Origin of the sequence: Melissospora conviva (assembly GCF_049523535.1) — a bacterium.
Lineage (GTDB): Bacteria > Actinomycetota > Actinomycetes > Mycobacteriales > Micromonosporaceae > Melissospora > Melissospora conviva.
Genome location: NZ_JBLLDT010000006.1, coordinates 1 through 23,609 on the forward strand (window position 1 = coordinate 1; position 23,609 = coordinate 23,609).

Sequence of the window (23,609 nt, forward strand, 5' to 3'; positions counted from 1 at the left end):
ACGATCGTGGTGGAAGACCTCAACGTGACCGGGATGCTGGCGAATCGGCGGCTGGCCCGGCACATCGCCGACGCCGGTTTCGCCGAGATCCGCCGGCAGTTGGCCTACAAGACCTCCTGGAACGGCGGCCGGCTGCTTACCGCCGGCCGCTGGTATCCGTCCTCGAAGACCTGCTCAGGATGCGGCGCGGTGAAAACCAAACTCGCCCTGTCCGAGCGCGAATACGAATGCCAGACGTGCGGCCTGACCCTGGACCGGGACCTCAACGCCGCACGCAACCTCGCCGCCCTCGCGGCCGAGATCACCACCGCCGGGAGTGGCCCGGTGGCAGGACGTGGAGCCGACCGTAAGACCCGCATCCGCGGGCAGGTGGCTGTGAAGCGTCTACCCGGCACCGCTGCGGCGGGTCAGACCGGGACCGTCCCATCGCAAGGCGGGACTGCCTCACGTGTGCTCATTAAAGCGCACTGAAAGGTAACGGGAGTCCGCCACCGCGTTCACCCCCTCTGGCGACCTGCTCTTTCTCGCGGCGCGCCCCGATCCCGAACAGGCCGACGGCGACGAGGAGCCGGTGGCCTCGCTCTGGCTGCTCCCCGCCGACGGTGCGGAGGCGCGGCTGGTCGCCACCCGGACGGCCGGGCTCGGCGGCCTGCGGACCGCGGCGGACGCGCCCGTGGTACTGCTCGCCTCGGACGTGCTGCCCCGTGCCACCGACGCCGCCGACGACGAGCGCCGCCGCAAGGAGCGCAAGGAGAAGAAGGTCACCGCGATCCTGCACGCCACCTACCCGATCCGCTACTGGGACCGCGACCTCGGCCCGGCCGCGCCGCACCTGTTCACCGCCCGGCTCGACACCGACCTGGGCGAACCCGTCGCCGGCCGGGCCGAGCCCCGCCTCGACCTGCACGACCTCACCCCCGACGCCCCCGCCACGCTCACGGAGCAATCCGCCGACATCGCGCCCGACGGTCGTACGGTGGTCGCGACCTGGCGGGTGCCGGCCGGGCGTGGCGGGGTCCACGACACGCTTGTCGCCATCGACGTCGCCGGCGGCGAGCGGCGGGTGCTGGTGGACGATCCGCAGGCGGACCTCTCCGCTCCGGTGATCTCGCCCGACGGCCGGCGGGTGGCGTACCTGCGCGAGACCCTCTCCACGCCCCAGCGGGCGCCGCGGTTCGAACTCTGGGTGGCCGAGTTGGCGACAGGGCAGCGGCGGCAGGTCGCCGCGGACTGGGACCGCTGGCCGCGCAGCCCGCTCTGGACGCGGGACGGGGCGGCGCTCTGTGTCATCGCCGATGACGACGGCCGGGCCCCGGTCTTCCGGATCGACCTGGCCACCGACGAGGTCACCCGGATCACCTCCGACGACGCCGCCTTCTCCGACCTTCAGCTCAGCCCCGACGGCGACACCCTCTACGCGCTGCGCACCTCGTACGCCGCCCCGCCGCACCCGGTGCGGATCGACGTTGCCGCCGCGGCCTCCTCGGGCACGCCGGTGCCGGCGACCCCACTGCGCGGCCCGGCGCCGCAGCCCGCGCTCCCCGGCACCCTCACCGAGGTCGAGGCGACCGCCGCCGACGGGCAGCGGGTGCGTTCCTGGCTGGCGCTGCCGGCCGGTGCCGGCGCGCAGAATCCGGCCCCGCTGCTGCTTTGGATCCACGGTGGACCGCTGAGCTCCTGGAACGCCTGGTCCTGGCGGTGGAATCCGTGGCTGATGGTGGCGCGCGGCTACGCGGTGCTGCTGCCCGACCCCGCGCTCTCCACCGGCTACGGCCAGGACTTCATCCAGCGCGGCTGGGGTGCCTGGGGTGGTGCGCCCTACACCGACCTGATGGCGATCACCGATGCGGCCGTCGCCCGCGAGGACATCGACGCCACCCGGACCGCGGCGATGGGCGGTTCCTTCGGTGGCTACATGGCGAACTGGATCGCCGGGCAGACCGACCGGTTCGACGCGATAGTCACCCACGCGAGCATCTGGGCGCTGGACCAGTTCGGCACGACCACCGACGCCGCCTACTACTGGGAACGGGAGATGACCGCGGAGATGGCCCACGACAACTCCCCGCACCGCTTCGCCGAGCGGATCGTCACGCCGATGCTGGTCATCCACGGCGACAAGGACTACCGGGTGCCGATCGGCGAAGGCCTGCGCCTCTGGTACGACCTGCTCTCCCGCTCGAGCCGGCCCGCCGACGAACAGGGCGGCACCCCGCACCGCTTCCTCTACTACCCGGACGAGAACCACTGGGTGCTCAGCCCGCAGCACGCCAGAATCTGGTACGAGGTGGTCCTCGCCTTCCTCGCCGAGCACGTCCTCGGCGAAGCGCCCCCGGCCCTGCCGGAGGTGCTCGGCTGAGCGGCGGGTGGCCGCCGGGACGGTCAGTCCCGGCGGCCACCCGAAGCGGTCGGCCGCACCGGCCGGTGGGAACGATCAGCCGCGGGCGCGGCGGTGGATCGTCTCGGCCGCCTTGCGGGCGGCGATCAGCACCGGGTCCCAGACCGGCGCGAACGGCGGGGCGTAGCCCAAGTCCAGGTAGACCATGTCGTCCACGGTCATGCCGTTCCAGAGCGCCACGGCGAGCGCGTCGATGCGCTTGGCCGCCTCGGCCCGCCCGACGATCTGCGCTCCGAGCAGCCGGCCGTCGAAGCGGTCGGCGATCAGCTTGACCGTCATCGGCTGCGCGTCCGGGTAGTAACCGGCCCGGTTCGTCGACTCGATCCGCTCGGTGATGAACTCGAAACCCGCCTCCACCGCGTCGCGCTCACGCAGCCCGGTGCGGGCAACCTCCAGCTCGCAGACCTTCGTCACCGCGGTGCCGATCACCCCGGGAAAGCCGGCGTAGCCGCCGCCGATGTTGATCCCCGCCACCCGGCCCTGCTTGTTGGCGTGCGTGCCGAGCGGCACGTTGACCGGCATGCCGCTGACCCGGTGCAGCGTCTCCACGCAGTCACCGGCCGCCCAGACCCCCGGTACGCCCCGCACCTGCATCCGCCGGTCCACCCGGATCCCGCCGCTGGGCCCCAGCGGCAACCCGGCCTCGGCGGCGAGCGCCACGTTGGGGCGTACGCCCAGGCCGAGCACCACCACGTCGGCGTCGATTGCGCCGTCGTCCGTGCTGACCTGGCACACCCGCCCGCCGGAGGCGCGCAGGCCGGTCACCTCCACGCCGGTGCGCAGCTCGATGCCGAGGCCGCGGATCGACTCGCTCACCAGCGCCGCCATGTCCGGATCCACCGTGGAGAGCGGCTGGTCGCCGCGTTCGACGACGGTCACCTTCAGGCCACGCTGTTTGAGCGCCTCGGCCATCTCCAGCCCGACGTACCCGCCGCCGACCACCACCGCCCGCCGTGGCCGGGGCTCGCCCTCGAGCCACCCGCGCAACGCCGCCCCGTCGTCGAGGGTCTGGATGCCGAAGACCCCGCCGGCGCGGATGCGCGCCCACTGCGGTGTCGCCGGATGCGCGCCGGCGGCGTACATCAGCGAGTCGAAGGGTTCGCGGAACTCGCTGCCGTCGGCGAGGTTGCGGCCGTGCACCTCACGCCGGTCCAGGTCGATGCCGGTCACCTCGTGCCGCAGCCGCACGTCGATGTCGTACGAGTCGCGGAAGGTCTGCGGGTCACGGGCGACGAGGTCGTCGCGGTCGCCGACCGCGCCGCTGATCCAGTAGGGGATGCCGCAGGCCGAGTAGGAGGTGAAGTTGCCCCGCTCGAAGGCGACGATCTCCAGGTCGGCGCGGTCGCGGCGGCGCCGGGCCTGGGACGCCGCCGACATGCCGGCGGCGTCCGCACCGATGACCACCAGGCGTTCCACGCTCACATCCTGACATTCATCAGGCGTCGCCCCGGGTCTGTCGGGCAACATCGTCGACCACGGCGCGCAGCTCGCCGGTGCGGGCGTACACGGCGCGCTGGCGGGTCGCGCCGGTGCCGTGGGAGCGCAGCGTCGCCAGCAGCTCCCGTACCAGTTCCAGGTCGCCGTGCTGCTTCAACGCCGGGGTGACGTGGCTGACGAGCCGGTCGACCAGCTCCCAGGCCGGCCGCAGCCCGCCCTCGAAGAGGTCCAGTGCCTCACCGTCGAGGCCGTCGTGCGCGGCCCGCCAGTGGGCGCCGACGAGCAGGTGGTGGTCGGCCCGCAGCGCCGGCCGGCCCGCCTCGATGTCGGTCATCGCGGTCGCCACCAGTCCGCGGGTCAGCGCGGCCATCAGGATGGTGTCGTCCAGGCTCGGGCAGACGTCGCCGATCCGCAGCTCCACCGTGGGGTAGTTCGCCGACAGCCGGGCGTACCAGTAGAGCATTCCGGTGTCGAGCATCATGCCGCTGGCGATCAGCTGGTCGATGAGGCGCTCGTAGTGGGCGTGCGACTCCAGCCAGGGTGTCGGCGCCACCGACGGCCACCGTTCCCACTCCACCGAACGCCAGCTGGCGTACCCGGTGTCCTCGCTGCCGGAGATGGGGGAGTTGGTGGTCATCGCGTGCAGCGTCGGCAGCCAGGGCCGGACGTGGTTGAGGACCTGCACGCCGGTCTCCGGGTCGGGGATCCCGACGTGCACGTGCATGCCGTTGTTGCCGGGGCCGGGGACGAGCAGCCGCAGCCGCTCCATGATCCGGTCGAAGCGGGGCTTGTCGACCACCGGCGGGACCGGGCCCTCGACCGGGCCGGTGCCGATGGCGAGCAGCCGTACGCCGGCCCGCTCGGCCGCGTCGGCGACGGCGGTACGCAGCATTGACAGCGAGTGGCGGATCGCCGACAGCTGCACCCCGGGCGGGCTGCCGATCTCGATCTGGCTGGTCTGCAGCTCCCGGTCGACCTGCCCGTGCAGCTCGGCCGGCACCTGCTCCATCACCAGGTCGACGGCGGGCACGGCGACGCCGGTGTGCGGGTCGACCAGCAGGAACTCCTCCTCGACGCCGACGGTGCGCAGCCCGGCCCCGCCCTGGGCCGAGGGCTGCTCCTGCGTTGTCGGGACCTGTCCGTGTGTCAGTGCGTCGGTCATGCCTTCCACCACCCGTTTCCGCGCCGCGACTGCTCCGCGGCGGTCGGGGGAGTCGTTACCCGCCGGCGGGTGGGCGGGAAACCCGGCGCCGGGTCACCGGGCACGGTCGCGCTCGGCGCGGGCCGATCGTGACTCGCGGCGCTTGCGGACGCGTTTGACCACCCACCGCGCCGCCGCCAGGCCGAACGCGGCGACCAGGAAGTAGTCGACCCAGCTGCTGTACCGCTCGACGTCCTCCCAGCGGTCACCGAGGGCATAGCCCAGGCCGATGAAGAGGGCGTTCCAGATGCCGCTGCCGACCGTTGTCAAGAGCAGGAATTCGCCCATCGGCATCCGGTTCGCTCCGGCCGGGATGGAGACGATCGTGCGTACCACAGGCACCATCCGGCCGAAGAAGACCGTGGCGCGGGCGTGTCTCTCGAACCACCGGTCGGCCTTTTCCAGGTCCTCCAGCTCGACCAGGGGGATCCGGTCCAGCCAGCGCTTGAGCCGGTCCTCGCCGATGCCGGCGCCGAGGTAGTAGAGCGCCACCGCGCCGAAGACCGAACCGAGGGTGGCGGCGACCAGCACGGCGAAGAAGTTGCTGCGCCCCTGGCCGGCTAGGTAGCCGGCCATGGCCAGCACGACCTCGCTGGGGATCGGCGGGATCGCGTTCTCCAGCGCCACGAGCAGACCGACACCGGGAGCGCCCAGGGAGTCGATGACGCCGGCGATCCAGCCGGTCAACCCTCCGATCTCGGTCGGGTCGGCGGCAAGCGGCATGGCGGCAGCGCTCCTCACTGGTGTCGATGATCCGGCCGTAACCTCCTACCCAGGCGGGCCGCGCTCATGCCGTGTCGTACGCGTCGGGCCGGTTTGGGCGGCAACCGAACCGGCTACGTCAGAAGGGCATGGACGACAGGTGGTACTCCAAGGCGGTCATCTACTGCCTCGACATCGACACGTTCGCCGACTCCGACGGTGACGGCGTCGGCGACATCCGGGGCCTCATCGGCCGGCTCGACTATCTCGCCCGGTTGGGGGTGGACTGCCTCTGGCTGCATCCGATCCACCCGTCGCCGGGGCGCGACGACGGCTACGACGTCACCGACTACTACAACGTGGATCCGCGCTTCGGCACCCTCGGCGACTTCGCCGACCTGCTGCACCAGGCGGAGAGCCGCGGCATCCGCGTCATCATCGACCTGGTGGTGAACCACACCTCCGACGAGCATCCGTGGTTCGTCGCGGCGCGCTCCGATCCCGGCTCGCCGTACCGGGACTGGTACGTCTGGTCCGACACCGAGCCGGCCGACCGCTTCCAGGGCATGGTCTTCCCCGGCGAGCAGCACGAGACCTGGAGCTACGACCGGAAGGCGAAGGGCTGGTACTACCACCGCTTCTACAAGTTCCAGCCGGACCTGAACTTCGGCAACCCCGCCGTCCGGGCCGAGATCAAAAAGATCATGTCCTTCTGGCTGCAGCTCGGGGTGGCCGGATTCCGCATCGACGCCGCCCCCTTCGTGATCGAGCAGACGGTGCCGGGGCAGCCGGAGGCGGCCAAGGACCTGGAGTTCCTCACCGAGCTCCGCGAGCACGTGCAGTGGCGCCGCGCCGACGCCGTGCTGCTCGCCGAGGCAAACGTCGAGCCCGACGAGCTGCCCGTCTACTTCGGCGACCTCGGCGGTTCGGCGAACCGGCTGCACATGCTCTTCGACTTCATGCTCAACGGGCGGCTGATGCTCGCCCTGGCCCGCCGGCACCCCGAGCCGGTGATCGAGGCGCTGCGGGACACCCCGGCCCTGCCGCGCGGATCCCAGTGGGCGACCTTCCTGCGCAACCACGACGAGATCGACCTCTCCAAGCTCACCGCCGAGCAGCGCGACGAGGTCTTCGCCGCCTTCGGCCCCGAGGAGCGCATGCGCATCTACGGGCGGGGCATCCGACGCCGGCTCGCCCCGATGCTCGGCAACGACCGGCGCCGCATCGAGTTGGCGTACGCGTTGCAGTTCTCGCTGCGGGGCACCCCGGTGCTGCGTTACGGCGAGGAGATCGGAATGGGCGAGGACCTCTCGTTGCCGGGGCGGCAGTCGATCCGTACGCCGATGCAGTGGTCCCACCAGCCCAACGCCGGATTCTCGCCGGCCGATCCGGACAAGCTCGTCCAACCGGTGATCGACTCCGGTGACTTCGGCTACGAGCGGGTCAACGTGACCGCGCAGCGGGCCGATCCGGGTTCGCTGCTGGCCTGGTTCCAGCGGATGATGGCCACCGTCCGCGAGGCGCCGGAGATCGGCCAGGGCAGCTGCACGCACGTCGACGTGAAGCTCCCGTCCGGGGTGCTCGCCCACCGCGCCGACGGGCCCACCGGCAGCATGCTCTTCCTGCACAACCTTGCCACCGACGATGCCGAGGTGGATCTGGGTTCGCTCTTCGCCGACGCGGACCATCCGGTCGACGTCCTCTCCGACCGTCGCTACGAGCCGGCCGGCAAGCTCGACGCGCTGCGGCTGGGCGGCTACGGCTATCGATGGATCCGGCTGCGCCGCAGCTGGTCACCGGAGGCGGTCCAGGCTCCGCCCGCGCTGGGTTAAGCTCCTGCGACCAGCTCGCAGATCATCGTCGGAGGTAAGCATGTCGGAGTCCGCCCGCGTCGCCATCGTCACCGGAGCAGCCAGGGGAATCGGGGCCGCTACCGCGCTCCGGCTCGCCGCCGACGGCATGGCGGTCGCGGTGGTCGACATCGATGCCGCGGCCACCGGCGAGACGGTCGCCACGATCGAGGCCGCCGGCGGCCGGGCGATCGGCGTCGGCGCCGACGTCTCCGACGCCGATCAGGTCGCCGCTGCCGTCGCGCGGGTGGCCGACGAACTGGGCGCGCCCACGGTGCTGGTGAACAACGCGGGCGTACTCCGGGACAACCTGCTGTTCAAGATGAGCCCGACCGACTGGGACACGGTGATGAACGTGCACCTGCGCGGGGCGTTCCTCTTCACGCAGGCGACGCAGAAGCACATGGTCGAGCAGCGCTGGGGGCGCATCGTCAACCTCTCCAGCACCTCGGCGCTGGGCAACCGGGGGCAGGTGAACTACTCGGCGGCGAAGGCGGGCCTGCAGGGCTTCACCAAGACCCTCGCCATCGAGCTGGGCCCGTTCGGGATCACCGCGAACGCGGTCGCACCCGGCTTCATCGTCACCGAGATGACGGCGGCCACCGCCGAGCGAATGAAGATCGACTTCGACGAGCTGCAGAAGCATGCCGCCTCGGAGATCCCGGTCCGCCGGGTCGGGCGCCCGGAGGACATCGCGCACACCATCTCGTTCCTGGCGGGCGAGGGCGCGTCCTTCGTCTCCGGGCAGGTCATCTACGTCGCCGGCGGTCCGAAGGACTGACATCGTCGCCGGGCTGCCGGGACTGCACCGCGGTCCCGGCAGCCAGCGGCGCCGGGCGCGATCAGGCCGTGCGGATCACCGCTCGGCGGGGCGGCTGCGGTAGAGCCAGAGCAGGCCGAGCACCGGCAGCAGCAGCGGGATGTAGCCGTACCCCTCGCCGAAGTGCGACCAGACGGTGGCGTCCGGGAAGAGCTCGGTGCGGACGACGCTGAGCAGCCCGACGCCGAGCACGCCGACGAGTTCGACACCGATGCAGGCCAGCGCCGCGCGCCGGCCTCCGGCGTCGCCACGGGCCAGTCCGACCGTCGCCACCAGGTAGATCAGGGCAGCGGCCAGCGAGAGCAGGTACGCCACCGGCGCCTCGTCGAACTTGGTGGCGATCTGCACGCCGGCCCGGCAGGTCGCGGCGATGGCGAAGAGGATGTAGACGGCGATCAGCAGCCGCCCCGGTCCCTGATTGGTCCGCAGCCTTTCGGCCTGTCGCGTCGGCTCAACCACCGGCCACCTCCCAGGTCTGCTGCAGGCGCACGATCAGCACCGGAATCGTCAGGCAGATGACGCAGACGATCGCCGACCCCCACCGGGTCGGCTCCATCTTCGCCAGCACCGCGGCGAGGGCGGGCAGGCAGACGGCGGTCACCAGATAGCCGGCGAAGGTGGCGGCCTCGCCGGGGCGCTCGCCGCCGCTGATCGCGATCAGCGCGACGGCGGTCAGCACCAGGAGCGAGACCTGCACCACCGCCAGGCCGATCATCTGGACGCGATCCGGCACCCACTGCCGGAACGCGGCGAACCCGCTGTACGCCGCCACCAGGAGTGGAATCACGATCGCCAGGGCCGCCGGTAGACCCGCCACGGGGCTCGCTGCTGCTGCGATGGTCACCGGCCCAGCCTACTAAGCCGTGTAGTACGCGTATTTCGCCGCCTCCGCCGGTGGCGCGTACGTCCCGTCGTCCCTAGGCTTCGGCCTGACCCGGCAACGCTTCGGCCCGGCCGGCAACGATACGAGGAGATTCAGCGCGTGGATGTGGTGATCCTGTTGCTGGTCTCCGTGCAGGTCGGCTGGAGTGTGCTGGGGCTCTCGGTGCTCGCGCTGATCCTGCGCCGCCCCTGGCGGCGGCGTCCCCGCGTCGACCCGAAGCGGGTGCGCGCCGAGGCGGCCGAACTCGCGGCCCACGCCGAGCGCCTCCAGATCCGCGCCGCCGCCGCGGTGGCCGAGGCGGTCGAAGCCGAACAGCGCTTCGCCGCCGCCGAGTGGGAGTGGCGCCAGGCACGGCAGACCCTGGAGGAGGCGGACCGGGCGTACGCCGCGGCGCGGCGGTCGGCTTTCGGCAGCCGCCGGCCGGGCCCGGGCGCGCCGATGCGCAGCGCCCGGGAACGGGCCGTGGAGCGTGCGGCCCTGGACGCCTACCGCCGGGGAGAACTGGACATCGAGCAGTTGCGGCGGGTGTGGCGGCGTACCGCGGAACCGGGCACGGCCCAGGTCCGCCGGGAACGGGCCGTGGAGCCGGCCCGGATGCGTCAACGCTGGGCGCGACGGCGCCACGACGCGGCATTCACGGTTGTCCGGCAGGCGTACGACGAGGTCCAGATCGCCGAGATCTGTGCCCGCGCCCTGGTCGCCGAGGCCGTGATCTCGGTGCTGGAGGCAGATCTGGCCGGGCGGGCGGTGAGTCGCCTGCCGCGGCGGCGCTGGGTGCCGGCTCCGCTGTACCGGCGGGCCGCACTGCGGGCGACGGTGCCGGTCGGCGCGTCAGCTGCGCCGGGAGCGCAGGCCGGTTAGTGTCGAACGCCCGCTCCACCGCTGTACGGGAGGCGTCTTGCTGCGGTTCGGTCTCTTCGGCACCGGCCACTGGGCCACCGTGGCCCACGGCGCCGCCCTGGCGACGCACCCGGGTGCCCGGCTCGCCGGTGTCTGGGGACGCGATCCGGCCAAGGCCGAGGCGCTCGCCCGACGGCACGACGTACCGGCCTTCGCCGACGTCGACGCCCTGATCGACGCGGTCGACGCGGTGGCGGTGGCCCTCCCACCGGATGTCCAGGCCGAGATCGCCGTCCGCGCGGCCCGCGCCGGCCGGCACCTGCTGCTGGACAAGCCGCTGGCGCTGACGGTCGCCGACGCCGACGCCGTGGTGGCCGCGGCCCGCGAGGCCGGCGTCGCCTCGATCGTCTTCTTCACCCGGCGCTTCCTGCCTCCGATCGCGGGCTTCCTCGCCGCCACCGCCGCCACCGGGGGCTGGCACGGGGCGCAGGCCAGCATGCTCGCCTCCATCTACCAGCCGGGGAACCCGTACGAGGGCTCCGGTTGGCGGCGTTCGCACGGCGGGCTCTGGGATGTCGGACCGCACGTGCTCTCGATGCTCGTGCCGGTGCTCGGCCCGGTCCGGCAGGTGGCGGCGATGAACGCCCCGCGGCAGACCACCCACCTGCTGCTCGCCCACGACGGCGGCGCGGCGAGCACGGTGTCGCTGACCCTTGACTCGCCGCCGGCGGCCACCTTCAGCGATGTGGTCTTCCACGGTGAGCAGGGGCGTGCCGCGGTGCCGCAGGGGCGGTGGGACCCGACCGAGGCGCTGGGCCTGGCCTTGGACCAGCTGCTGGAGCAGGTGCACACCGGCAGCCGCGACCACGAGTGCGACGTGCGCTTCGGCCGCGACGTGGTCGCCGTCCTGGCGGCGGCCGAGACCGCGATGGCGCAGGGCCGCACGGTCACCCTCTGACCGCGGACCCCGGCAGGCGGCAGCGGTCCGGGCTGCGCTCGTTGACGCCGGGCGGCACCGGTGGGGGTAGCCCCACCCCTGTCGGGCGGCTGCGGGCACTGTGCCGGGGCGGGCCCGGCGTCCAGACTGGTCACATGCAGCGTGTGGCCGAACATGTGCGAGCCCTGGGGCGCGGGGTGGTGTGGACGGGGGTCGCCGCGCTCGCCTGGCTCGCCGCGGCGGTGCAGTTCGCCGCCTTCGTCCCGGGCTTCGGTCTGGGGCTGGTGCTGCTCTTGCCGCCGGTGCTGCTGCTCGCCCGCCGGGTGCCACGACTGGCACGGCGCCTGGCGGGCGCCGGGGCAGCGCAGCCGGTGCCGGATTCCTACCGGCCCAGGCCCGCACCGCCGGTGCCCGGGCCGGACGGGCGTTACGAGCGTGAGCGCATCCTCTACCGCTCGCCGTGGGTGCCGAGGGCGATCGGCCACCTGGACTGGGTGCTGGGGGACCCGGCGACGTGGCGGGACCTGGGCTGGATGCTGCTGGCCCCGGTCTCCGCGCTCCTCGCCGGGTTGCCGGCGGCGCTGGTCGCCGGCGGCGGGTGGCTGGCGGTCACCGGCGGGCAACCCTGGGCGGTGCCGGCCGGGCTGGTGGCGCTGGCGGCCGGTCCGGCGCTCGCCCCGGCGCTGCTGCGTCTGCACGATCGTTGGAACCGCCGTCTGCTCGGCCCGCCGCGTGCGCCCGCGCGCAGCGGCTGGCGGCACTGGCTGGGTGTGCGGGTGGTGGCGCTGTTCCGGCTGCTCGCGCTCGCCGGGCTGACCCTGCTCGGCATACCGGTGGCGCTGCTGGTGTTGCTGGCGACCGTGCTCTCCTTCGGGGTCGGGCTGGTGCCGCTCTTCCAGCCGGTGGTGCGGGGTCTGCGGGTGCTGACGAACCTGCGGCGGCGGCTGGCCGGACGCTGGTCGGACCGGCCGGTGGCCGAGCCGTACCGGCCCCGCCCGGAGCTGCCGCCGCTCCGGCCGGACGGGCTCTACCCGGTCGGCCGCCATCTCTACCGTTCGCCCCGGGCGGCCCGGTACGCGGCCGGCGACAGCTGGGTACGCCGCGACCCGGCGACCTGGCGGGACATCACTTTCGGAATCGCCGATCCGTTCGTCGGCGTGGTGCTGCTCGCACCGCTGGTTGCGGTCGGCTACGGCATCCGAGGGCTGGTGCTGCCCTGGCTGGTCTCCCTCTTCACCGGCAACGGCGGCAACGACTGGTACGGCGCGCTCGCCGGCTCGTCGGCCGCGGCGCTCCCGGTCGGCGTGGCGCTGACCGTGCTGGGGCTCGCCGCCGCGCCGGCCGCGCTGCGCTGGCACGGGCGCTGGACGGCGCTGCTGCTCGGCCCGACCCGCCGCGCCGAACTCGACCTGCGGGTACGCCGGCTCACCGAGACCCGCGCCGACGCGACCCGGGAGCAGGCCACCGAACTGCGCCGCATCGAGCGCGACCTGCACGACGGCACCCAGGCCCGGTTGATCGCCCTCGGCCTGACGCTGAACCAGATCGACCGGCTGCTGGATCAGGACCCGGCGGCGGCGCGGGCCCTGCTGGCCGAGGCGCGGGCCGCCTCCACCCGGGCGCTGGGGGAACTGCGCGACCTGGTGCGCGGCATCCACCCGCCGGTGCTCGCCGAACGCGGTCTCGGCGACGCGGTGCGTTCCCTGGCGCTGGAGGCGCCGCTGCCGGTGGAGGTGACGGTGTCGCTGCCGCAGCGGCCGGAGGAGGCGGTCGAGTCGGCGGTCTACTTCGCCGTGCAGGAGCTGCTCGGCAATGTCCTCAAGCACGCGCAGGCGCAGCGGGTGCGGATCAGTCTGGCGCAGGACGGGGCAGTGCTGCGGGTCCGGGTCGCCGACGACGGCCGTGGCGGCGCCGACCCGGGCCGGGGCAGCGGACTGCACGGGCTGCGCCGCCGGCTCGGTACATTCGACGCGACCGTCACCGTGGACAGTCCGGTCGGCGGTCCGACCATCGTGGAGCTGGAGGTGCCGTGCGCGTCGTCCTCGCCGAGGATCTCTACCTGCTGAGGGAGGGGCTGGTCCGGCTCCTCGGCGATCACGGCTTCGACGTGGTCGCGGCGGTCGCCACCGGTCCTGACCTGTTGCGGGCGCTGCTGGAGCACCGCCCCGACGTCGCCGTGGTCGACGTCCGGCTGCCGCCGACGCAGACCGACGAGGGGTTGCAGGCCGCGCTCGCCGCCCGCCGCGAGATCCCGGGGCTGCCGGTGCTGGTCCTCTCCCAGCACGTGCAGCAGCTCTATGCCCGGGAACTGCTCGCCGACGGCTCCGGCGGGATCGGGTATCTGCTCAAGGACCGGGTCCTGGACGACGCGCAGTTCGTCGACGCGGTGCGCCGGGTCGCCGCCGGGGGCACCGCGATGGACCCGGAGGTGATCGCGGCGTTGCTGCGGCCGGGCCCGGTGCCCGGTCCGGTGGCGCGGCTGACGCCCCGGGAGCGCGAGGTGCTGGGGCTGATGGCCGAGGGCCGGTCGAACGCGGCGATCGGGCAGCGGCTCTTTCTCAGTGAGAGCGCGGTCGGCAAGCACACCGCCAACATCTTCGCGAAGCTGCAACTGGCCCCCTCCGACGACGACAACCGCCGGGTGCTCGCCGTGCTGGCGTACCTGCAGGGCGGCTCCGCGGGCTGAGCGGGCGACCGGGTGCTTGACAGTCACCCACTCGGGGTGAATTGATATATCACATGCAACTGCCCTCGGTGCCGCGCCGACTGCTCCGCGACCAGGCCTACGACGTGCTGCTCGCCGCGATCGTCGAGGGCGAGCTGCGCCCCGGCCAGGTGCTGCGCGACGGTGACCTCGCCACCGCCGTCGGGCTCTCCCGCACCCCCGTGCGCGAGGCCCTGGCCCGGCTCGCCGACGAAGGGCTGGTCGAGTCCAAACCGAACGCCTACACGCGGGTCGCACCGCTGCACCGGCGCGACTGCGAGGAGGCATTCGTCGTGCTGCGCGCCCTGCACACCCTCGCGGTGCGGGAGGCCGTGCCGCGGATGACCCCGGCCCACGTGGAGCGGATGCGGGCCGCCAACGTCGACTTCGCCGCCGCACTCGACGCCGGTGACGTCCTCGCCGCGCTCGCCGCCGACGACGACGTGCACGACGTCTATCTGGACGCCACCGGAAACCACACCCTGCGCAGCACCATCGAACGGCTCTCGCCGCGGATCCGGCGGCTGGAGCGGCTCCGGTTCGCCTCGCTGCCCGGCCGCGACTCGATCGGCGTCCACGAGCGCATCGCCGACGCCTGCGCCGCAGGCGACGCCGACCTCGCCGCCGACCTGGTCTACGCCAACTGGGACAGCCTCGGCCGGCTCATCGAGACGACCTTCGCCGACGACGACCTCGCGACCACCGGCTGACAGCCGGCACTCCGGGATCGCAACGGGCGCCCCGGTCACACGTCACCCCCACGATCGGAGTCACCCCCATGGCCCTCGCCGACCACCCGCGCGCACAACTGCTCTTCGGCCCCTCCCCGGTGCACCCGCTGGAGCGGCTCACCGCCCACCTCGGCGGCGCCCGGCTCTGGGCCAAGCGCGAGGACTGCAACTCCGGCCTGGCCTTCGGCGGCAACAAGGTCCGCAAACTCGAATACCTCGCCGCCGACGCCCTCGCCAAGGGCTGCGACACACTCGTCACCATCGGCGGGGTGCAGTCCAACCACACCCGCGCCGTCGCCGCCGTCGCCGCCCGCCTCGGCCTCAAGGCCGTGCTGGTGCAGGAGTCCTGGGTGGACTGGCCCGACGCCGTCTACGACAAGGTCGGCAACATCCTGCTCAGCCGCCTGATGGGCGCCGACGTGCGGCTGATCAAGGCGGAGTTCGGCATCGGTGTCAAGGAGAGCTGGGAGGCAGCCCTCGCCGAGGTCACCCGCGACGGCGGCACGCCGTACCCGATTCCGGCCGGGGCCTCCGACCACCCGCTGGGTGGGCTCGGCTTCGCCAACTGGGCACGTGAGGTCGAGCAGCAGGAGCGGGAGCTCGGCGTCTTCTTCGACACCGTGGTGGTCTGCTCGGTCACCGGCAGCACCCAGGCCGGCATGGTCGCCGGCTTCGCCGCCGGGCAGCGGCCGCGCCGCGTCATCGGCATCGACGCCTCCGCCAAGCCCGCCGAGACCCGCGACCAGATCCTGCGCATCGCCCGCCGCACCGCTGACCTGATCGACCTCGGACGCGAGCTGCGCGCCGACGAGGTGGAGCTGGACGAGCGCTACCACGGCGGGATCTACGGCATCGCCGACGAGCGGACGCTGGCGGCGATGCGGCTCGCCGGCCGACTCGAAGGCATGATCACCGATCCGGTCTACGAGGGGAAGTCGATGGCCGGGATGATCGACCTGGTCGCCACCGGCGAGATCGAGGCGGGCTCGAACGTCCTCTACGCGCACCTCGGCGGGCAGCCGGCGCTCAACGGGTACAGCGCGCTCTTCTCCTGAGCGCGACCTCCTGAGCGCGACCTCCTGAGTGCGACCTCCTGAGTGCGACCGGCGTCCGGCGGCGGTTCAGCCGAGGTCGTCGAAGGCGGAGCCGACCTCGCCGGGGGAGGTGAACTGATCAGCGGGGAGGCTGCGCAACCGCTGGATCAGGTTGGTGCCCGCCCCGTTCTCCTGCGCCCAGCGCACCAGATCCTCCCGCGAGATCGGGTAGTCCACGCCGGCGAGGAACTCCTGCAACTGCAACGCTGTCACGCTCATCGTGCCCGCGTACCCGGCCTCGGAGCGCTCACACACCGGGCGTCGGCGGGACAGGGCCGCCGGGCGGGCGCCGCGACGTACGATCCGGACATGAGCCTGCGCCCCGCCGAAGAGGTCCGTACCGCCCCGCTCGCCGCGCTCGGCCTGGTCGGGGGCTTCCTCGTCGCCAGGGAGACCGGAGTCCGCCCGCTCGGCGGCGCCGTGCTCGGGCTGGCCGGCCTCTACGCCGGGCGTACCTGGCTGGCCAAGACCGGCCCGGCCGGCACCGCCGCGCTCTCGGCGATCTACCTCGGCGGCTTCGGCGCCTCGCATCCGCTCGCCAAGAAGATCGGTGCCTGGCCGGCGGTCCTCGGCGTGGCTGGGGTCAGCGCCCTCGCGTCGTACCTGCTCGCCGACCGCCACTGACCGCGCTCTGCTGCGGGGGTCAGCCCCGGTACGGGTCGGCCGAGCCCTTCTCGATGCCGGCGCGGATGCGCCCCTCGACCAGCGCCGCGATCTTGTTGGCGACGAAGGGCACCTTGGTGTCGGTGAACCATTCGGCGTCGAACCAGCCGCGCTCCCGCCAGTACGCCTCGTCGACCGGCCCGTTCTCGGTGGTGTTGCGCACCAGCAGCCGGGCGACCCGGAAACCGATCAGGTCCGCGGTTGTCGGGGTGGGCTCCGTACCGGAGGTCACCGCCTCGACGGCGGTGCCGGCGATCTCGTCGAGCGCCGCGTCGACCTTGGCCCGGTAGGCCGGCTTGCGCAGGCCCGGCCCGTTGACGCCGAGCTGGGCGACGGTGTGGAAGCCCCAGCGGCGTACGGCGGTCTTGAGGTAGCCCAGCGCGGCGTCGTGCCCGGCGCCGGCCGCGGTGGAGAGCAGCACCGCCGGCTTGCCCAGGTGGGCGGGGCGGTGGATCAGGTACGCGAAGTGGTCCACGAAGCGCTTCATCGAGGCGGAGACGTGGAAGGAGTGCACCGGCGTGGCGAAGACGACCAGGTCGGAGTCGTCGAGCAGGCGGCGGGCCGCTGCGGTGCGGTCGTAGTTCGGGCAGGCCTGCTCGCCGGCGGTCATGCACGCCAGACAGGCGGGGCAGCTCGGGCCGAGTCCGAGGTCGTCGGTGCCCACGATCTCGGTCCGGACCTGGACCGCGCGGGCGCCGATCCGGTCGAGCAGCTCGCGGACGAGGCTCCCGGTCGTGCCGTCCATGCCGTGCCCGGTACCGATGACGACGCCGATCCGCATGCCTGCTCCGATCCTCGAATTCGCAAGATCGTATATCCGGAGCCGGCTCGTGTCGCCGCGCTTCCGGTGCGTGAGACCTCCCAGAACCGCACCGGCGGTGGCGCCCGGTCCCACCACCGGTGGCGTTTGTGCCCGCGGCGGGCCGGGTAGCCGCTGCCATGCTGGTTCAGCCGCTCGGCACACCCGGCGATTTCGACCCCGTCCTCGACCGGGCCCGCTCCGCGCGGGTGGTGATGCTCGGCGAGGCAAGTCACGGCACCCACGACTACTACCGGCTGCGGGAGCAGCTCACCCGCCGGCTGATCGCCGAGGCCGGCTTCTCGTTCGTGGCCGTCGAGGGCGACTGGCCGGACTGCGCCCGGGTCGACGACTCGGTGCGCTTCCACCCCGGCGGACCCGCCGACCCGCTCTCGGCACTCGAACGCTTTGAGCGCTGGCCCACCTGGATGTGGTCGAACGCCGAGGTGGTCCGCTTCTGCCGCTGGCTGCGCGCCTGGAACGTCGAGCAGCCCGCACCACTGCGGGCCGGCTTCCACGGGCTGGACGTCTACTCGCTCTGGGAGTCGATGCAGGCGATCTTCGACTACCTCGGCGAGGAGGATCCGCAGGCCCTGGAGGCGGCCCAGGAGGCGTACCGCTGCTTCGAGCCGTACGGCGGCGACCCGCAGGAGTACGGCCGGGCGAGCCGGTTCGTGCCGGGCCGCTGCGAGGACGAGGTGGTGCGGCTGCTGACGCGTACCCGGGAACGGGCGGCACGTGACGGCGCGGGTCGCTTCTCGGCGTGGCAGAACGCCGAGGTGGTGGCGGGCGCGGAGCGCTACTACCGGGCGATGATGGGCGGTGGGCCGCAGTCCTGGAACATCCGCGACACCCACATGGCCGACACCCTCGACCGGCTGATGGCGCAGTACGGGCCGCAGGCCAAGGGGATTGTCTGGGCGCACAACAGCCACATCGGCGACTCCCGCGCCACCGACATGACCGAGTCGGGACTGCTCAACCTCGGCCGGCTGGGACGGGAACGTTACGGCGACACCGACGTGCTGCTGGTCGGCTTCGGCAGCTACCAGGGTGAGGTGGTCGCGGCGAACCACTGGGGGGCGACCCCGCAGGTGCTGCCGGTGCCGCCGGCCCGGCCCGGCTCGGTCGAGCGGCAGCTGCACGAGTCGCTGCCCGACCGGGCGCTGCTGGTCTTCGACGGCATCGACGAGCCGGAGTGGGCTACCGACAGCGTCGACCACCGGGCGATCGGCGTGGTCTACGACCCGGAGTACGAGTCGTGGGGAAACTATGTCCCCACACGACTGTCGCAGCGCTACGACGCCTTCGTCTGGTGTGACCAGACCAGCGCTCTGCATTCACTGCCGGCCCACGAGATGCTGGGCGAGCTGGAGACTTTCCCCGCCGGCACCTGATCGCCGAGGCAGAGTTTTCGCAGGTCAGGAGCTGTGTGCCCGACTGGCCGTTTTATCGATCGGCGCAAATCTGGCCGCCGTTGGCCGACGGTGACAGGCGTAGGCTCGTCGATGTAGCCCACCGCGGCGTACGGCCGGCGTCTTCGGCGGGGCCCCTCTTCATCCGCCCCCATTTCTCCACCACCACTCGACATCCATAGCGGATGGAGCTCCCCCATGAGCTTATTTCGTTCGGTTTTGCGACTTTTCGAGCGGAATGTGCGACCCCTACCGACTCCACCGGAGGTACCGAGGGTGACACTCTTCGGCTGGGACGCCAGCGACTACGACGTGGACCGGGGACTGACCGTCCGCCGGGTCCGGGAAGCCCGGGCCGCCGGGATCGACTTCATGACCTACAAGGGCACGGAGCAGTCCCGGGACGGGACGTTCCACAGCCAGTACTACGGCGTCATGCTCACCGCCGCCAAGGACGCCGGGATCCCCTTCCTCGGCATGTACGTGGTGGTCCACTCCGGGGTCTCCACCGAAACCCAGGCCACCACCGCCATCGAGTACGCCGACCGGAACACCCCCTGGTGGCGCGACTTCAACGGGTTCTTCTGGCAGATCGACCTGGAGCGCTGGCCGACCGACGACGTCCCGCCGTCGGTCGGTGTGGACTTCGGCCGGGAAATCGAGCGCCGCACCGGCAAGGTCGCGATCATGTACGCCTCCCGGGGCGAGTACGGCTCCAGCCGCCTCGGCGATTTTCCCCGCTGGAATGCCGACTACCCCTACACCGTCGCCGAGAACTTCAGGAGGGCCTACGAGCGGGCCGGCGGCGACCGTGGCCCCGGGTGGGTCGAGTACGGCACACCCCGCCGGCTGCCCCGGATCTGGCAGTACACCGACTCGGCCATCATCGGCAGTCAGCGCACCACCGATGCCGACGCCTTCCGGGGCACCCTCGACGACTTCGCGGAAATGATCGGCGCGCGTGCGCCGGAAGGAGATGACGACGTGCTCGCTAGTTTCTTCGGCACCCCCCGCGCCGGCCAGACCATCGACGCCGACGACGAGTTCCACACCATCGAGTGGTCCGACGACGACGAGCGGCTCGGCTACCGGCTGCCTGCCGAGGGCATCATCAGCCAGCAGGCGACCGTGGATCTGCGCGGCCTGGAGGAGGGTGACATCGTCCGGCTGCGGGCGGAGTACCGCCGCCCCGGAAGTTCCGAGTCGGACACTCCGCTGGTCGCGCAGGAGCGGGTCTCGTACAACCCCGACACCACCGGCGGCGTCTTCGTCGTCACCATGCCGAACGTCAACGCCGAACTGCCCCAGGATGCGGAGGTGCGGCTCCAGGTGGCCGTCCGGGCCAACGACAACGACTCCCGGCGGCGCCTGGAGTTCGGGGACCTGACCCGGATGAGCGTGCTGGTCTTCCGCCGGCCGAGCTGACGATTTGCCGACCAAGGCGGCGCCGGTGGTCTCACCGGCGCCGCCGGCGTCTGTCAATGAGCGCCCGGACCGGTCGGCGTTCAGGACGCCTGGCGGACGGGCAGCTCGGCCAGCCAGATGTCGGCTAGGTCGGCCAGGGGGACGCCGAGGGCCCGGCTGAGGCCGACCACGGTGCCGAACGCCGGCGCTGGAAGGCGTCCCGCCTCGATCTTGCGCAGAGTCTCGGGGGAGATGCCGGCCGCCAGGGCGACCTCGACGAGGCTGCGGTCGGCCCGCGCGGCGCGCAGGGCCGCGCCGAGGCGCCGGCCCGCGGCGATCTGTTCGGCGGTGAGCGGCTGGCGGACCATGGGGTCAGGATATCCCTCCGGCGGGCCGGGCCCGGCGTGGTATAAAAATGCCGGTATAAAAATACCGCACAGGGAGGGGTTGTCGTGATCGAGCTGAAGTCCGCCGAGGAGATCGACCGGATGGCGGTGACCGGCCGGTTCGTCGGCGAACTCCTCGCCGAGCTGCGCGAGAACGCCGCGGTCGGGGTCAACCTGATCGAGCTCGAACACCACGCCCGCAGTCGCATCGCCGAACGCGGCGCCGACTCCTGCTACTGGGACTACTCCCCGTCCTTCGGTCGCGGTCCGTTCCGCAACGTGCTCTGCCTGTCGGTCAACGACGCGGTGCTGCACGGCCTGCCGCACGACTACGTCCTGCGTGACGGCGACCTGCTCAGCGTCGACATGGCGGTCGCCATCGACGGCTGGTCCGCCGACTCCGCCCTCTCGGTCATCGTCGGCGACCCCGACCCGGCCGACCAGAAACTCGTCGAGGCCACCGAGGTCGCGCTGGAGGCCGCCATCACCGCGGCCCAGCCCGGCGGCCGACTCGGTGACGTCTCCGCCGCGATCGGCGAGGTAGCCCGCTCCTACGGCTACCGGGTCAACAACGAGTTCGGGGGCCATGGCATCGGCCGCACCATGCACGAGGCCCCGCACGTCGCCAACGACGGCCGCGCCGGGCGCGGCATCCGGCTCATGCCCGGCCTCACCATCGCCATCGAGCCCTGGTTCTGCCGCAGCACCGACAAGATCAGGTACGACGGGGACGGCTGGACGATCCGCTCCGCCGACGGCTCCCGCACCGCCCACTCCGAACACACCGTCGCCATCACCGCCGCCGGCCCCCGCGTCCTGACCCGCCGCCCCGCCGAGGGCGCCTCGGCCGGTTCGGCCGGGATCCCCGCCACGGCCTGACCGTCACCCCGACCGGTCAGGAGTCCGGGCTCTCGGCCATGAGGGCGAAGACGTCCTTCCCGTACGCGGTCAGCACCGCCTGGATCGCCGCGTCGTCGGGGACCGTGGGGGCGTGCACCGTGATGGTCACCATCACGGTCGCCGGGCCCTGGGCGGCCATCAGGCTGTCTATCCGGCTGGTCTGCTCGCGGCCCAGGTGCTCGCTGGTGAACGTGAACGGTTCGCTGAGGCGGATGTACGCCTGATCGCCGACGCCGCCGAGAGGCTTCGCGGGTTCGGGCTGCGGGCTCAGTTCACCGGTTGTCTGCGTGTTGACCTGCACCGAGATCGCGTCCATGTCGGCTGTTGCCGCTCCCGCCGTGCACCGTCGCCGGACGTCGTCGCCGGGAGGCGCTTCGAACGCCCGCACCTTGACCGGTGTGCCGATGAACTCTGTGATCCAGGCGTGGTCGAGGCGCTCGCAGAGGTCTTCGACCACCCGGTACGACGTGGCTTCAGCGGGCGCCGGCGTGGCCTGGCCGGTGCAGCCCGACAGGGCGAGGGTCAGTAGGAGCGCGCCCGCCGGCCAGCGGGGAATCGACTTGATCATCGACGGATCGTGCCATGTTCTCTATCCACATGGGTTCCCGATCGCGACGAGGTGCGACAGGTGCGGAGCTGCCGACATCCGACGTCCTTGGCCATGCTGCGATCACACCGGGTTTCGGTGGGCCGTCGCTCGCAGAAGTGCTCTCCGCCGTTCAGGTGGCGTCGATCCGGGTGCCGATCGCGGCTGGCAGCGGATACGGGGTCTCCGTGGGCAGTAGCGATTCCGCCGTGGCGCGGTCGCCGGCGCGAAGCAGGTCCCGGATGCGGTGCGCGAGGCCGGTGACATCGTCCAGTCCCACGATCCACTGGTCGACGTAGCGGTCCACCGCCTGACCGGAGAGTCCGACCTGCAGCGACCGGTACGGCAGTGGGGCGAGGCGCAGGTCGCGCTCGGGATCCCACTGCACCCGTACCGGGCTCTGTTTCACCTGGTCCGACCAGGTGCGGCGGTCGGGGTGGAAGGCCGGCTGGAAGTGGCTGAGGGCGGAGTGCTCCAGCGCCCATTCGAAGCCGCTGCGGGTGATCCGTACGGCGAGGACCCGTTCCTGTCCGGGCTTTGCGGCCCAGCCGCAGCGGTACATCATCCAGCGGAACGACGGCTTGATCCAGGTCATCCGCTCCCGCCTGAACGGCGGCACGAAGCGTCCCGCCGCGAGCGCCGGCTCGGCGATCTCCGGCGGGTACGCCTGGTACACGGTGATGGTCTCGGCGTCGTGCAGGGCGCGGATCTGGCGCAGCGGAACGGACACCGCAGCATTCTCGAGACCGCGCCGGTGTCGCCTCAAGGGAGTTTCTCGCAGCGGCGTCTGCCGGGTCGGGTCCCGCGTGTGGCCCCCTGCGAGTCGTTGCCCGACGGGTCCTGGGCGACCAACCAAGATCGTTAGTCCAAAACCGGTGTTTCGAGGGCTCCGCGGCACCGGTTTCGGACTAACGATCTTGACGCCTCGCCTCGCCTCGCCTCGCCTCGCCTCGGTCAGGCGATTGCCGCGATGTTGCCGTCGTCGAAGTAGATCGCCTGGTGCAGTCGTCCACCCAGGGCGGCGGCGTAGCGGGCCACCACATCCTGGCCGGAAATCTTGCCCTGCTCGATCTGGGAGATGCGGCCCTTTGTGACGCCCATGCGTTCAGCGACCTGCTGTTGGGTGAGGCCCCGCCCTCGGCGCACCTCGGCGAGCCGGTGTCCGACAACGGTGGCGAGCAGCTCCTCCTTGCCGTTCTCGACGGCTTGCTCGCCGCCGGCCCGAGCCACGTGATCGGCTCGGATCTGGCTCCAGCTGACGTAACTGCTCATCCTCACCCCTCCTCGGTGCGTTCTTTCAGATAGATCTGATAGCGGTGCTCGGCTAAGGGGATGGCGTCGACGTACCACTGGTTCCAGCGCCCCGTTTTGTCTCCGGCGACCAGCAGGATGCTGGATCGCCAGGGGTCGAAGGCGAAGAGAATGCGCACGTTGCCCGGGCGCAATTCCTTGAGGTTGGCGATGGATGAGCCGTGGATGGTGTCGACCAGAGGCCGCCCCAAACCCGGTCAGGCCTCCGCAAGTAGATCGATGGCTTGCGCCACGCGGGCATGGGTAGCGCTGTCAAGCTCGTCCAGCCACCTGCGGACTTCATCGACGAGGTAGATCTCCCACTCCTCAGCCACCTGCCGAGTATAGCGAACGGTATACCTGGTTCGTCAATGGAGAGCGACGGCCCTGCCGGGAGATGGCGGCCTGAGCTGCGGCCCCCCGATCGGGTGAATCGGGGTTGGCGCCGGGTGGTTGAGCAGCGTAAGCGGCAGGGTGTAAACGTGATAGGCATTCGCGGTGAATTGATCCGGTACGTCCGATCCTAGCTGTTATGCTCACTTTGCACGAAGCGGAGACGGCTCCGGAGC

At 72.0% G+C, this 23,609-nt stretch carries 25 protein-coding genes and 1 pseudogene; 14 read left to right on the forward strand and 12 right to left on the reverse strand.

Annotated features, from left to right (window positions below; genetic code table 11):
• A partial coding sequence (locus ACK8GG_RS14945) for an RNA-guided endonuclease TnpB family protein (RefSeq protein WP_440356604.1) occupies window positions 1-471 on the forward strand: 471 nt, incomplete at its 5' end.
• Window positions 472-571: 100 nt separating this feature from the next.
• The gene (locus ACK8GG_RS14950) at window positions 572-2,359 is read left to right on the forward strand and encodes a S9 family peptidase (protein WP_440356605.1); all 1,788 of its coding nucleotides are present in this window, start codon (window positions 572-574) and stop codon (window positions 2,357-2,359) included.
• Between the two features lie 75 nt (window positions 2,360-2,434).
• Here the strand turns inward: ACK8GG_RS14950 and ACK8GG_RS14955 are convergent, their stop codons facing one another.
• The 3 genes from ACK8GG_RS14955 to ACK8GG_RS14965 form a co-directional block, all read right to left on the reverse strand.
• Complete coding sequence (locus ACK8GG_RS14955; protein WP_502216355.1) at window positions 2,435-3,814, reverse strand: FAD-dependent oxidoreductase; 1,380 nt, start codon at window positions 3,812-3,814, stop codon at window positions 2,435-2,437.
• Between the two features lie 19 nt (window positions 3,815-3,833).
• Window positions 3,834-4,997: a carboxylate-amine ligase gene (locus ACK8GG_RS14960; RefSeq protein WP_440356607.1), complete on the reverse strand. Its 1,164-nt coding sequence runs from the start codon at window positions 4,995-4,997 to the stop codon at window positions 3,834-3,836.
• A 93-nt stretch (window positions 4,998-5,090) separates the two neighbouring features.
• Window positions 5,091-5,759, reverse strand: coding sequence for a DedA family protein (locus tag ACK8GG_RS14965; RefSeq protein WP_440356608.1), 669 nt, complete (start codon window positions 5,757-5,759; stop codon window positions 5,091-5,093).
• A 128-nt stretch (window positions 5,760-5,887) separates the two neighbouring features.
• On the opposite strand from ACK8GG_RS14965, the gene ACK8GG_RS14970 reads away from it, so the two are divergent.
• Window positions 5,888-7,570 carry an alpha-amylase family protein gene (locus tag ACK8GG_RS14970; RefSeq protein WP_440355038.1) on the forward strand — a complete coding sequence of 561 codons (1,683 nt, stop codon included), beginning with the start codon at window positions 5,888-5,890 and terminating at the stop codon, window positions 7,568-7,570.
• 40 nt (window positions 7,571-7,610) lie between these two features.
• Window positions 7,611-8,369 carry a 3-oxoacyl-ACP reductase FabG gene (fabG, locus tag ACK8GG_RS14975; protein ID WP_440356609.1) on the forward strand — a complete coding sequence of 253 codons (759 nt, stop codon included), beginning with the start codon at window positions 7,611-7,613 and terminating at the stop codon, window positions 8,367-8,369.
• A 75-nt stretch (window positions 8,370-8,444) separates the two neighbouring features.
• Here the strand turns inward: fabG and ACK8GG_RS14980 are convergent, their stop codons facing one another.
• Together ACK8GG_RS14980 and ACK8GG_RS14985 are read right to left on the reverse strand one after the other, a co-directional pair.
• Window positions 8,445-8,867, reverse strand: a complete 423-nt coding sequence (locus ACK8GG_RS14980) for a hypothetical protein (RefSeq protein ID WP_440355039.1) — start codon at window positions 8,865-8,867, stop codon at window positions 8,445-8,447.
• Window positions 8,860-9,252 carry a hypothetical protein gene (locus ACK8GG_RS14985; protein ID WP_440351731.1) on the reverse strand — a complete coding sequence of 131 codons (393 nt, stop codon included), beginning with the start codon at window positions 9,250-9,252 and terminating at the stop codon, window positions 8,860-8,862. The genes ACK8GG_RS14980 and ACK8GG_RS14985 overlap by 8 nt, the downstream gene beginning before the upstream one ends.
• A gap of 138 nt (window positions 9,253-9,390) precedes the next feature.
• On the opposite strand from ACK8GG_RS14985, the gene ACK8GG_RS14990 reads away from it, so the two are divergent.
• From ACK8GG_RS14990 to ACK8GG_RS15015, 6 genes are all read left to right on the forward strand, one after another.
• A complete protein-coding gene (locus ACK8GG_RS14990; RefSeq protein ID WP_440355040.1) occupies window positions 9,391-10,152 on the forward strand; it encodes a hypothetical protein in 762 nt (253 codons plus the stop codon).
• A 37-nt stretch (window positions 10,153-10,189) separates the two neighbouring features.
• Complete coding sequence (locus ACK8GG_RS14995) at window positions 10,190-11,089, forward strand: Gfo/Idh/MocA family protein (RefSeq protein ID WP_440355041.1); 900 nt, start codon at window positions 10,190-10,192, stop codon at window positions 11,087-11,089.
• Window positions 11,090-11,223: 134 nt separating this feature from the next.
• Entirely contained in the window at window positions 11,224-13,134 is a 1,911-nt protein-coding gene (locus ACK8GG_RS15000) for a sensor histidine kinase (RefSeq protein ID WP_440356610.1), read from the forward strand.
• The gene (locus ACK8GG_RS15005; protein WP_440355043.1) at window positions 13,098-13,754 is read left to right on the forward strand and encodes a response regulator transcription factor; all 657 of its coding nucleotides are present in this window, start codon (window positions 13,098-13,100) and stop codon (window positions 13,752-13,754) included. Before ACK8GG_RS15000 ends, ACK8GG_RS15005 begins: the two co-directional genes overlap by 37 nt.
• Window positions 13,755-13,807: 53 nt before the next feature.
• Window positions 13,808-14,482, forward strand: a complete 675-nt coding sequence (locus ACK8GG_RS15010; protein ID WP_440355044.1) for a GntR family transcriptional regulator — start codon at window positions 13,808-13,810, stop codon at window positions 14,480-14,482.
• 68 nt (window positions 14,483-14,550) lie between these two features.
• The gene (locus tag ACK8GG_RS15015) at window positions 14,551-15,558 is read left to right on the forward strand and encodes a 1-aminocyclopropane-1-carboxylate deaminase (RefSeq protein ID WP_440355045.1); all 1,008 of its coding nucleotides are present in this window, start codon (window positions 14,551-14,553) and stop codon (window positions 15,556-15,558) included.
• Between the two features lie 66 nt (window positions 15,559-15,624).
• Here ACK8GG_RS15015 and ACK8GG_RS15020 read toward each other — a convergent pair whose 3' ends face one another.
• Complete coding sequence (locus tag ACK8GG_RS15020) at window positions 15,625-15,816, reverse strand: DUF2795 domain-containing protein (protein WP_440351724.1); 192 nt, start codon at window positions 15,814-15,816, stop codon at window positions 15,625-15,627.
• Between the two features lie 90 nt (window positions 15,817-15,906).
• On the opposite strand from ACK8GG_RS15020, the gene ACK8GG_RS15025 reads away from it, so the two are divergent.
• Window positions 15,907-16,221, forward strand: coding sequence for a hypothetical protein (locus tag ACK8GG_RS15025; protein WP_440356611.1), 315 nt, complete (start codon window positions 15,907-15,909; stop codon window positions 16,219-16,221).
• 19 nt (window positions 16,222-16,240) lie between these two features.
• On the opposite strand, the gene ACK8GG_RS15030 is transcribed toward ACK8GG_RS15025, so the two are convergent.
• On the reverse strand, window positions 16,241-17,041 hold the full coding sequence (locus tag ACK8GG_RS15030; RefSeq protein WP_440356612.1) for a flavodoxin family protein: 801 nt from the start codon (window positions 17,039-17,041) through the stop codon (window positions 16,241-16,243).
• 158 nt (window positions 17,042-17,199) lie between these two features.
• On the opposite strand from ACK8GG_RS15030, the gene ACK8GG_RS15035 reads away from it, so the two are divergent.
• Window positions 17,200-18,456: an erythromycin esterase family protein gene (locus ACK8GG_RS15035; RefSeq protein ID WP_440355048.1), complete on the forward strand. Its 1,257-nt coding sequence runs from the start codon at window positions 17,200-17,202 to the stop codon at window positions 18,454-18,456.
• 294 nt (window positions 18,457-18,750) lie between these two features.
• A complete protein-coding gene (locus ACK8GG_RS15040; protein ID WP_440351720.1) occupies window positions 18,751-19,899 on the forward strand; it encodes a hypothetical protein in 1,149 nt (382 codons plus the stop codon).
• 80 nt (window positions 19,900-19,979) lie between these two features.
• Here ACK8GG_RS15040 and ACK8GG_RS15045 read toward each other — a convergent pair whose 3' ends face one another.
• Window positions 19,980-20,246 carry a helix-turn-helix domain-containing protein gene (locus tag ACK8GG_RS15045; protein ID WP_440356613.1) on the reverse strand — a complete coding sequence of 89 codons (267 nt, stop codon included), beginning with the start codon at window positions 20,244-20,246 and terminating at the stop codon, window positions 19,980-19,982.
• Between the two features lie 84 nt (window positions 20,247-20,330).
• Here ACK8GG_RS15045 and map point away from each other — a divergent pair, with 84 nt between their 5' ends.
• Window positions 20,331-21,143: a type I methionyl aminopeptidase gene (map, locus tag ACK8GG_RS15050; protein ID WP_440356614.1), complete on the forward strand. Its 813-nt coding sequence runs from the start codon at window positions 20,331-20,333 to the stop codon at window positions 21,141-21,143.
• Window positions 21,144-21,159: 16 nt separating this feature from the next.
• On the opposite strand, the gene ACK8GG_RS15055 is transcribed toward map, so the two are convergent.
• The 4 genes and pseudogenes from ACK8GG_RS15055 to ACK8GG_RS15070 form a co-directional block, all read right to left on the reverse strand.
• Window positions 21,160-21,732, reverse strand: a complete 573-nt coding sequence (locus tag ACK8GG_RS15055) for a hypothetical protein (RefSeq protein WP_440356615.1) — start codon at window positions 21,730-21,732, stop codon at window positions 21,160-21,162.
• A 151-nt stretch (window positions 21,733-21,883) separates the two neighbouring features.
• Window positions 21,884-22,480 (reverse strand): DUF4291 domain-containing protein, encoded by a 597-nt coding sequence (locus ACK8GG_RS15060; RefSeq protein WP_440356616.1) that lies wholly within the window; start codon window positions 22,478-22,480, stop codon window positions 21,884-21,886.
• 224 nt (window positions 22,481-22,704) lie between these two features.
• Window positions 22,705-23,022, reverse strand: coding sequence for a helix-turn-helix domain-containing protein (locus ACK8GG_RS15065; RefSeq protein ID WP_440355052.1), 318 nt, complete (start codon window positions 23,020-23,022; stop codon window positions 22,705-22,707).
• 2 nt (window positions 23,023-23,024) lie between these two features.
• A pseudogene (locus ACK8GG_RS15070) lies at window positions 23,025-23,375 on the reverse strand (type II toxin-antitoxin system RelE/ParE family toxin).
• Between the last annotated feature and the right edge of the window lie 234 nt (window positions 23,376-23,609).